This window comes from Mycobacterium genavense ATCC 51234, assembly GCF_000526915.1.
GTDB lineage: Bacteria > Actinomycetota > Actinomycetes > Mycobacteriales > Mycobacteriaceae > Mycobacterium > Mycobacterium genavense.
In genome coordinates this window covers 195,452-205,610 of the sequence record NZ_JAGZ01000008.1, presented here as the reverse complement: position 1 = coordinate 205,610, position 10,159 = coordinate 195,452, and the positions used below count along the sequence as shown (strand labels likewise).

At 65.4% G+C, this 10,159-nt stretch carries 6 protein-coding genes and 5 pseudogenes; 10 read left to right on the top strand and 1 reads right to left on the bottom strand.

The window, feature by feature from the left end:
• The 3 genes and pseudogenes from T428_RS29295 to T428_RS29285 all read left to right on the top strand — a co-directional run.
• A pseudogene (locus T428_RS29295) lies at positions 1–1,466 on the top strand (sulfatase-like hydrolase/transferase); the annotation flags it as partial.
• 25 nt (positions 1,467–1,491) lie between these two features.
• A complete protein-coding gene (locus tag T428_RS34840) occupies positions 1,492–2,160 on the top strand; it encodes a hypothetical protein (RefSeq protein WP_025737597.1) in 669 nt (222 codons plus the stop codon).
• A gap of 87 nt (positions 2,161–2,247) precedes the next feature.
• A pseudogene (locus tag T428_RS29285) lies at positions 2,248–3,177 on the top strand (DUF4436 domain-containing protein).
• Positions 3,178–3,190: 13 nt separating this feature from the next.
• Here T428_RS29285 and pstS read toward each other — a convergent pair.
• A pseudogene (pstS, locus tag T428_RS29280) lies at positions 3,191–4,316 on the bottom strand (phosphate ABC transporter substrate-binding protein PstS).
• 516 nt (positions 4,317–4,832) lie between these two features.
• Between pstS and T428_RS29275 the strand changes: the two are divergent.
• The 7 genes and pseudogenes from T428_RS29275 (at position 4,833) to T428_RS0118170 (ending at position 10,124) form a co-directional block, all read left to right on the top strand.
• Positions 4,833–5,732 (top strand): annotated as a pseudogene (locus tag T428_RS29275) (formylglycine-generating enzyme family protein).
• Positions 5,733–5,867: 135 nt separating this feature from the next.
• Positions 5,868–6,821 (top strand): DUF4436 domain-containing protein, encoded by a 954-nt coding sequence (locus tag T428_RS0118195; RefSeq protein ID WP_025737596.1) that lies wholly within the window; start codon positions 5,868–5,870, stop codon positions 6,819–6,821.
• A 123-nt stretch (positions 6,822–6,944) separates the two neighbouring features.
• Positions 6,945–8,400, top strand: a pseudogene (locus tag T428_RS29270) (HNH endonuclease signature motif containing protein).
• A 282-nt stretch (positions 8,401–8,682) separates the two neighbouring features.
• Complete coding sequence (rplN, locus tag T428_RS0118185; protein WP_003403649.1) at positions 8,683–9,051, top strand: 50S ribosomal protein L14; 369 nt, start codon at positions 8,683–8,685, stop codon at positions 9,049–9,051.
• A complete protein-coding gene (gene rplX, locus T428_RS0118180; protein WP_025737594.1) occupies positions 9,052–9,369 on the top strand; it encodes a 50S ribosomal protein L24 in 318 nt (105 codons plus the stop codon).
• A 1-nt stretch (position 9,370) separates the two neighbouring features.
• Positions 9,371–9,934: a 50S ribosomal protein L5 gene (gene rplE, locus T428_RS0118175; RefSeq protein ID WP_025737593.1), complete on the top strand. Its 564-nt coding sequence runs from the start codon at positions 9,371–9,373 to the stop codon at positions 9,932–9,934.
• Positions 9,935–9,938: 4 nt separating this feature from the next.
• Entirely contained in the window at positions 9,939–10,124 is a 186-nt protein-coding gene (locus T428_RS0118170; RefSeq protein ID WP_025737592.1) for a type Z 30S ribosomal protein S14, read from the top strand.
• Positions 10,125–10,159 lie beyond the last annotated feature (35 nt).

Below are 10,159 nucleotides of genomic sequence, written 5' to 3'. Positions count from 1 at the left end.
GCTGGACAGCAAAGAGAAGAAGTTGTTCTCGCGGATGGCCGAGGTGTTCGCCGGCTTCTTGTCCTACACCGACGCGCAGATCGGCCGGATCCTGGATTACCTCGAGGAGTCCGGCCAGTTGGACAACACCATCATCGTGGTGATCTCCGACAACGGTGCTAGCGGCGAGGGCGGTCCGAACGGGTCGGTGAACGAGGGCAAGTTCTTCAACGGTTACATTGACACCGTCGAGGAGAGCATGAAGCTCTTCGACCACCCCGGTGGGCCGGAAACCTTCAACCATTACCCGATCGGCTGGGCGATGGCATTCAACACGCCCTACAAGCTCTACAAGCGCTACGCCTCGCATGAGGGCGGCATCGCCGATCCGGCGATCATCTCCTGGCCCAACGGGATTGCCGCGCACGGCGAGATCCGCGACAACTACGTCAACGTCTGCGACATCACCCCGACCGTCTATGACCTGCTGGACATGACGCCACCGGAGACGGTCAAGGGGATTACGCAACGACCGCTAGACGGTGTGAGTTTCAAAGCGGCGCTGGCCGATCCGGCTGCCGATACCGGCAAGCACACGCAGTTCTACACCATGCTGGGCACCCGCGGGATCTGGCACAACGGCTGGTTCGCCAACACCGTGCACGCCGCCACACCGGCCGGCTGGTCGAATTTCGACGCCGACCGCTGGGAGTTGTTCCACATCGAGGCCGACCGCAGCCAATACACCGATCTGGCCGCCGAGCACCCCGAGAAGCTGGAAGAGCTTAAGGCGCTGTGGTTTTCCGAGGCCGCCAAGTACAACGGCCTGCCACTGGCGGATCTGAACCTGATCGAGACGATGACCCGATCCCGGCCCTACCTGGTGGGGGAGCGGACCAGCTACATCTACTACCCCGACTGCGCGGACGTCGGAATCGGTGCCGCCGCGGAAATCCGCGGCCGCTCGTTCAGCGTGCTGGCCGACGTCACCGTTGATACCACCGGCGCAGAAGGGGTGCTGTTCAAGCAGGGCGGCGCGCACGGCGGGCATGTGCTATTCATCCAGGACGGGCGCCTGCACTATGTCTACAACTTCCTGGGCGAGTGATGTCTACAACTTCCTGGGCGAGTGCCAGCAACTGGTGTCTTCCGCGGCCGCGGTCCCGTTGGGCCGACACGTTTTCGGCGCCAGCTACGCGCGGACGGGAACCGTGGCGAACAGTCATACCCCGCTGGGCGACGTCACCCTGTTCATCGACGACGAGGTGGTGGGCACGCTCGCGGATGTGACCGCCCACCCCGGAACCTTCGGCTTGGCCGGCGCCGGCATCACCGTCGGCCGAAACGGTGGTTCCGCGGTGTCCAGCCGGTACAAGGCGTCGTTCCTCTTCACCGGCGGCACCATCGCCAGTGTCCGCCTCGACTTCTCCGGGCGGCCCTACCATGACGTGGAAACCGAACTTGCGCTTGCATTTTCGCGCGACTGACCGGTCACGACGAGCCAAGCTCGCCATGGCGGGCGGGATGTGCGTGCTGGTGGCTGTGATCCTCGGCTGCGGAAAGACGACCGGGGGCAACGCCATTCGGGCCAGCATCACGGCGTCGACCGCGTCTTCGGCGACGACCTCGGTGACGAAACCTCGCAAGTCCGATCCGGCCGAGCCGGTGCCCGGTGTCCAGGCCACCCCGCCGGATCACATCCCGCCCAACGCCCTGGCCTGCCTGCAGGCCGCCACGGGCAACGGCTGGATAACGGCGGCTTCGGTGTCGGATCCGGTTGCACCCCGGCTCACGGTGTCGCTACCAGAGGGCTGGAACTCGGTGCCGGGCAGCGGCGATGTCGCGTTGACCGCGACCGGGCCCGAGGGGCTGTCGGGGAAGGTGACGATCACGCCGACCGACCTCGAAGCCGGCGGGGCGTTCCTGCGCTACGGCGCCGATCTGCGTACTGCAAAGCCGGGTGTCCAGATCGACGTCGAAGCCGCCCAATTCTGCGGCTACAGCAGCCAACTGCTCAGCGGAAGCGCAGCGGGGGTCGCCTTCGTCGACCGCATCACCCACATCTGGACGAACACCAAAGCGTTCCTGGTGGTGATCCATCTGGAGGGGCCCGCGAATGCGCCCGGGTTCGACGCGGCGAAATCCACGGCCATGCAGCAATTCGCGGTTGTTATCCCCTGAAACGAAATGCCTGACTGCTAGCATCTGAGCCCATGCCTGCCGGGAAAGGCGTCAACCTGTCCGTCCTAGTCGTGGTGGTGATGTCCGATGACCGCTGAAGCTCCGCCGCTACCGCCGTCGAAACCAGATTCGCGCGGACGCCAAATCGCAATAGCGTTCGGGATTCTGATAGCCCTGATCTGTGTCTACGTGCTATCCCTGATCGCGGTACACCTGCTGGCCAAATCGGCGCCGCCGCTGCCTGCCGTGGACTTCAGCAAGGTCGAGGCCGAGGACAACGTCGTTTAGGTGAACCTGAGCGAGCTGAAAACGGTAGCGAACCGGTTGACGGTGAATGTGCTTGTCTGCCCGAAGGATTCGTTGTACGATAAGAACTTCGGCGTGCTGACCACCGATGCGGCCGTGCGCCTCTACCCCGACAACGACCTCGGCGACCTGCAGTACCCGGTCGGTAAGGCGCCGGCGCAGGTCACCACCACCATCAAGACGGACGGCGATCCCGGCAACTGGCCCTTCGACTCCTACAAAACGGAGGTCATCGCGGCCGATGTGTTCACCGGGACCGGTCAGAACCGCGAAAAGAACCCTGCCCGTGTGGAAGTCACCGGAAAGCTGGACGGCTGGGACGCCAGCGTCACCCGGGTCCACGACCACGACGACGCCGATCCCAATGTGACGGACGACGTTGTCATCACGCTGCACCGATCCAAGGGCCCGCTGATCTTCGACGTCGGTGTGGTGTTCGTCTTGATCACCCTGCCGATTCTTGCGCTGTGGCTGGCCATTCCGATGGCCCTGGGGCGGACGTCGTTCACTCCGCCGTTCATCACCTGGTACGGCGCGATGCTGTTCGCTATCGTTCCGCTGCGCAATATCCTGCCCGGCAATCCACCATACGGCTCCTGGATCGACCAAGCCGTCGTCCTATGGGTATTGATCGGCCTGGTCGCCGCGATGTCGATATTCGTCTCCGCCTGGTGGTGGCACCGAGATCGAAAGACGCCGAAGAAGAGCTAGGACTCGAAAACCCTTAGCGCACATTCTCTATCGACGCCGTGGTGATGGCGTCGATCGCGGTGAAGACTTTCGATTGGAAGTCCGGCGGCAGCGGGATGTAGCCATTCTTGTCGAGATCGGCCTGGCCCGGTCCGACGGCTGCCTGCAGGAAAGCCTTGACCGCCTGGCCGACGGCGGGGTCGGGGTACTTCGAGCAGACGATCTCGTAGGTGACCATCACGATCGGATACACATCGGGCTGAGTCGGGTTGTAGAACGGCGCGGTGTCGAGCACCAGGTCGTTGCCCTTGCCGATGATCTTGGCATTGGTGATGGTCTTGCCGACGGTATCGGTCCCGATACGCACCGGGCGCAACGACTTCCGGCGCGCCGGCGTCTTGATCTGGGCGGCGAACAGCCCCTGGTCCAGGGCGAACGACAGCTCGTTGTACGAAATCGCGCCCTCGGTGTTCTTCACCTCCGACGACGTGCCGACGTTGCCGTGGGCGCCGGTGCCGACGCCGCCGTTGAAGATCTTGCCGGTGCCCTTGTCCCAGGCCCCGCCGGACGCGGCCTGCAGGTAGGCCTGGAAGTGTGCGGTGGTGCCGGACGCGTCGGCGCGGTAGACGACGTGAATGTTCTCCGGCGGCATCGAGGCGTTCATCGCGGTGATGGCCGGATCATCCCAGCGCGTGATGCTGCCGTTGAAGATCCTGGCCAGCGTCGGCGCGTCGAGCACCAGCGAGTCAATAGCGTTGAGGTTGTATGTGATAGCGATCGGGCCGAACACCACCGGCAGGTTCCACGCGTCCGCGCCGCCGCAGCGCTGCTTGGCGGCCGCGTATTGGTCACCGGACAGCGGTAAGTCGGATCCGGCGAAGTCGGTCTTGCCGGCCAGGAAATCGGCGACACCCGCGGCCGATCCGTTTGCGGTGTAGGACAGATTCTGTCCCTTGCAGGTCTTCGCATACGCGTCGACGAATCGCTTCATCGCGTTTGCTGTGCGGTCGAACCGCTGGCGGCGATGTCTTGTTTGGCACCGCAATCCACCCGCGCTCCGTTGGCATAAGACAGGGAGGTGTGGGGTTTGCTGCATCCCGAGAGCACCAATGCGGTCGCGTCAGCACGCTTATCGCGGCAGCCGGTCTGTTGTGCTTCACGTCGAGTGCCTCCTCGAGAACGGCAGGTGGTGAGACGGCCGGGGGCTGTGACCGAATTCTAGCGATGCGGTGTTGTCCATGGCAGCGGTGACGTCGGGTAACCGCATGAACCGGAGCAAGGGCGGGCGGGTGTGCACACGGTCCCCGGCGGCATGGGTAGCCTAGACGACTGATACGGCGCCCGGCATCGGCGGCGAGCCGGCTTCGGGGTGCACCTCCACCCCGCTTTCGACACACGTCGAGATTTGCAGCTATCGAAGCGACGCGCAAACAAACATCAGGTGAATTGAGAGTTTGCAACGCCGACCCCGAGTGGCGCGATGACTATCGCAGTTTGCGCTTAGCCGCATTTCGCGCGCTGGCGGTACCGGTTGATTGCCGGCTGGCTTCGTGTGGTCTGCGGTTAGCTGGATTCCACCCTGCGAATTGCAAGTACGCCGCCAGTTGTTCGCGCCGGGGTAATTGACGATCACCTGGGACGCGCGATCGGATCGGCGCGCGCCCTACCCTGGGATGGTGCTCACCGAGTTGGTCGATCTCCCCGGCGGCACCTTCCGCATGGGCTCGACGAGCTTCTACCCCGAAGAGGCGCCGATCCACACCGTGACCGTGGGCTCGTTCGCGGTGGAGCGGCACCCGGTGACCAATGCGCAGTTTGCCGAATTCGTCGCTGCCACAGGCTATGTCACGATCGCCGAACAGCCGATCGATCCCGCGCTGTATCCCGGTGCGGATCCCGGCCAGCTCAGCCCGGGCGCGATGGTCTTCCGTCCCATGCCGGGCCCGGTCGACCTGCGCGACTGGCGACAGTGGTGGGACTGGGTGCCCGGCGCGAGCTGGCGCCATCCGTTCGGACCGGACAGCGACGTGGCGGACCGCGCGGATCATCCGGTAGTCCAGGTCGCCTATCCGGACGCGGTCGCCTATGCGCGCTGGGCCGGACGCCGGTTGCCGACGGAAGCGGAGTGAGAGTACGCCGCCCGCGGTGGCTCTACGACTACCTACCCCTGGGGTGACGAGCCCAGTCCCGGCGGGCAACTGATGGCCAACACGTGGCAGGGCAGCTTCCCGTACCGCAACGACGGTGCACTCGGCTGGGTGGGATCGTCGTCGGTCGGGCTGTTTCCGCCGAACGGGTTCGGACTGCACGACATGATCGGCAACGTCTGGGAGTGGACCGCCACCGAGTTCTCCGCCCATCATCGGCTCGACCAGCCCCCGAAGGCCTGCTGTACCCCCTCGGGACCCGCCGACCCGGCCGTCAGCCAGGCCCTGAAGGGCGGCTCGCACCTGTGCGCGCCGGAGTATTGCCACCGCTACCGCCCGGCGGCCCGGGCACCGCAATCCCAGGACACCGCCACCACCCATATCGGGTTTCGCTGCGTGGCCGATACCGGATCGGCCGCGGCGCGTTAACGCCGGCTTTCCGGCACGTGACACGTGTCTTTGGGACGTCGGGTTTCGCTGCGCGGACCGCGCGGATGTTCGCTACCATCTGCCCGTGTCGCCTCGTCGAGCCGGATTCCGCCAGCGAGTGACTAGCCGGGACCGATGACCACCGAAACGCCGCCGACAGAGGCGCCACCGGAGGAAAAAGCGCCGCGCAAGCCGGGCCTCATCAGTTATCTGAACCGTCACCGGCCGCGCCTGTCACTCGGCGCGTTCATCCTGGCGGTCGTCGCCGGTGTCTACGTCTTCTCGCTGTTCGGTGTGCACTACTTGCAGCGATCGGAGGGGCCGCTCCCGCCGCTGGACCTCAGCCAGGGCGGCGGCAACGACATCATCGTGCAGCTGCGTCTCGACGACTTCAAGACCACGTCCAATCGTCTGAAGGTGGACGTGCTCGTCTATCCTCCAGATTCGTTGTACGACAGGCGATTCGACGTACTGAACACCGACGTCGCCGTGCGCCTGTATCCGCCGAACGATCTCGGCGACCTGCAGTTCCCCAAGGGCAAGGCGCCGGCGCAGGTCGAAACGACGATCGAAGCCCACGGTGGCCCGGCCAACTGGCCATTGGACACCTACAAGACGGAGAAAATCTCGGCCGATACCTTCGTCGGGTCCGGCGATGACCGAAAGAAGCTGCCCGCCCGCGTCAAAGTAACCGGGGGGTTGGACGGCTGGGACGTCGACGTCGACCGCGTCGACGAAACCAGCAATGTGAATTCGCGCGGCCTCGACGACGCGCAGCTGGTCATCACGATGAAACGGGCCAAGGGGCCGCTGGTGTTCGACATCTTCATCTGCATCGTCCTCATCACCCTGCCGACCCTGGCGTTGTTGGTCGCCATTCCGATGGTGATGGGTCGCAGAAAGTTCGTTCCGCCGTTCGGAACCTGGTACGCCGCGATGCTGTTCGCGATCGTTCCGCTGCGAAATATCCTGCCCGGCAGTCCGCCACCGGGCTCGTGGATCGACCAGGCCATCGTGCAGTGGGTGCTGATCGCACTGGTGGTGGCGATGAGTCTGTACATCCTCGCCTGGGTCCGGCAGGGTGACTGATCCGCAGGAGTTCGCGGGCCAGTGTCAGGCCCCTGGTCATCACCAGCAACGAGCGGGCAAGACCATCCTCGCCCAAACCGGCTCAACAGAATCATGTCGGACCCCGTAGTTATACTCGAATACATGTTCGAATCCACGTGGTCGTCTCGTGCTACGCCGGAGTCGGCGGCGCTGTTGGATCGGGTGCGCGAGGCCGGTCGGGCGGAGGCCCGCGCCGCCGCGGAGCGGTTGGTGGCTGTCGGGGAGTTGTTGGTGGTGCGCTGCCGTGATTCCGGCGAGCAGGCCGACTGGGCCGCTGATACGTGGCAGGCGGTGGCCGCGCAGGTGGGGGCGGCGTTGAACTGCAGCGTGGCGATGGGGCACAGCTATCTGCGCTACGCGATGGCGCTGCGTGAGCGGCTGCCGGAGGTGGGCAAGGTTTTCCGGGCCGGCGACATCGACTATCGGGCGTTTCAGACGATCGTGTTTCGAACCGATTTGATCACCGATGCACAGGTGATGGCCAAGGTAGATGCCCGGCTGGCGCTGCTGGTGTCGCGGCGTCGGGCACTCACCCGCGGGGGCCTGGCGGCCGCGGTGGACCGCGTCGTGGCGATGGCCGATGCCGATGCGGTGCGCCGGGCCGAGCAGGCGATCGCGGATCGGTATGTCGACGTGGTCGGCGACGTGTCGGGGATGGCGTGGGTGGACGCCAAACTGCTGGGTCCGGACGGGCAGGCGGTGGATCGCCGGCTGAGCGAGTTGGCCGCGACGGTGTGCGACCGGGATCCGCGCACGGCCCGGCAGCGACGCGCCGACGCGTTGGGGGCGCTGGCCGCCGGGGCCGCGCGGCGGGTGTGCGGGTGCGGACGCACCGGGTGCCCGGCAGCGGGCGAGCCGGCACCGAAGAGCAGCGTGGTGATCCATGTGGTCGCCGAGCAGGCCACCGTGGCGGGCACCGGCACGACGCCCGGGGTGTTGCCCGGCCTCGACGGACTGCTCCCGGCCGGTTTGGTCGCCGAGTTGGCCAAGTCGGCGCGGTTGGCGCCGCTGAGCATCCCGGCGCCAGCACCCGAGCCGGGCTATACGCCCTCGCGCAAGCTGGCCGAGTTCATGCGGTGTCGCGATCTGACGTGTCGGGCCCCGGGGTGTGACCAGCCGGCTGTCCACTGCGATATCGATCACACGATTGCCTACGCCGACGGGGGTACTACCTGCGCGGCGAACACCAAATGCCTTTGCCGGCTTCATCATTTGATGAAAACCTTCTGGGGCTGGCACGACGAGCAGTTGCCGGACGGCACGGTGATCTGGCGGCTTCCCGACGGGCAGACCTACGTGACCATGCTGGGCAGCGCGCTGCTGTTCCCGAGCCTGTGTGCGCCGACCGGCGTTGCACCGAAAGCCGCGGCCTCCACCGAGCGGTGCGGGGAGCGCACCGCGATGATGCCGCTGCGCACCAAGACCCGCGCCCAAAACCGGGCCGCGCATCGCCTCGGAGCGCCGCCACAACCGCGAAAGCCGCCTCGCCCAGCGCCCCGAGTGCCCGGCCCGCGTCGGCCCCGCCCCGCCCGCCGACGAAGAACCACCGCCGTTCTAGCGGCAGAATCGTCAGCATCGGCGCGTCACCGCTTGCCGGGTGAACAGCGGACCGCGCGCTGGCCAATGCGCCGTCGTCGGAAATTTGGCGCTGAGCAGGTCTTCACCTAGACTCTAGGGGTTGCCTTGGGCAGACCTCGGCCGGTGCGTGCAAGCGTCACAGGCCCCGCGTGCCCTTCGGCAACAAAGACCGCGCACGTCAGGTTTGTGGTGGGCCTTGCTTTCTGAAGGCTTGCCGAGGTGTTCGCTTGCCGTGCACACGTGAACTCAGTCAGGAGATCGAGTGATTCAGCAGGAATCGCGGCTGAAGGTCGCCGACAACACCGGCGCCAAGGAGATCTTGTGCATCCGGGTGCTCGGTGGCTCGTCGCGACGCTACGCCGGCATCGGTGACGTCATCGTCGCCACCGTCAAGGACGCCATCCCGGGTGGCAACGTCAAGCGCGGTGACGTCGTCAAGGCCGTCGTGGTGCGTACCGTCAAGGAGCGCCGGCGTCCCGACGGCAGCTACATCAAGTTCGACGAGAACGCTGCGGTCATCATCAAGCCCGACAACGATCCGCGCGGGACCCGCATCTTCGGGCCGGTCGGACGCGAACTGCGCGAGAAGCGATTCATGAAGATCATCTCGCTGGCCCCGGAGGTTTTGTAGATGAAGGTCAAGAAGGACGACACCGTCCTGGTGATCGCGGGCAAGGACAAGGGCGCCAAGGGCAAAGTGCTCAAGGTCTACCCGGACCGCGACCGCGTACTGGTCGAGGGTGTCAACGCGATCAAGAAGCACACCGCGATTTCGACCAACCAGCGCGGCACCCGCTCGGGCGGGATCGTCACCCAGGAAGCGCCGATTCACGTCTCCAACGTGATGGTGGTCGACTCCGACGGTAAGCCGACCCGCGTCGGTTACCGGGTCGACGAGGAGACCGGCAAGCGCGTCCGTATCGCCAAGACCAACGGCAAGGACATCTGACATGACCACCGCAGAGAAAGTGCAGCCGCGCCTGAAAGAGCGCTACCGCAACGAGATTCGCGATGCGCTGCACAAGGAATTCGGCTACGCCAACGTCATGCAGATTCCGACCGTGACCAAGGTGGTCGTCAACATGGGCGTCGGCGACGCCGCCCGGGACGCCAAGTTGATCAACGGTGCGGTCAGCGACCTGGCCCTGATCACCGGCCAGCGGCCCGAAATCCGCAAGGCCCGCAAGTCCATCGCGCAGTTCAAGTTGCGCGAGGGCATGCCGATCGGGGCGCGGGTCACCCTGCGGGGCGACCGGATGTGGGAGTTCCTCGACCGGCTCACTTCCATTACGCTGCCGCGTATTCGTGACTTCCGCGGGCTGTCGCCCAAGCAGTTCGACGGCGTCGGCAACTACACCTTCGGGCTGGCCGAGCAATCGGTGTTCCACGAGATCGACGTCGACAAGATCGACCGGGTTCGCGGCATGGACATCAACGTCGTCACTTCGGCGACGAACGACGACGAAGGACGAGCGCTGTTGCGGGCCCTCGGCTTTCCGTTCAAGGAGAACTGAGTAGATGGCTAAGAAGGCACTGGTTAACAAGGCAGCGAAGAAGCCGCGGTTCGCGGTGCGTTCCTACACCCGCTGCAGCAAGTGCGGACGTCCGCGTGCGGTTTACCGCAAGTTCGGGCTGTGCAGGATCTGCCTGCGCGAAATGGCGCACGCGGGCGAGCTGCCCGGCGTGCAGAAGAGCAGCTGGTAACAGGCTCAGGACTACAGACCAACCCAGAACAGGTG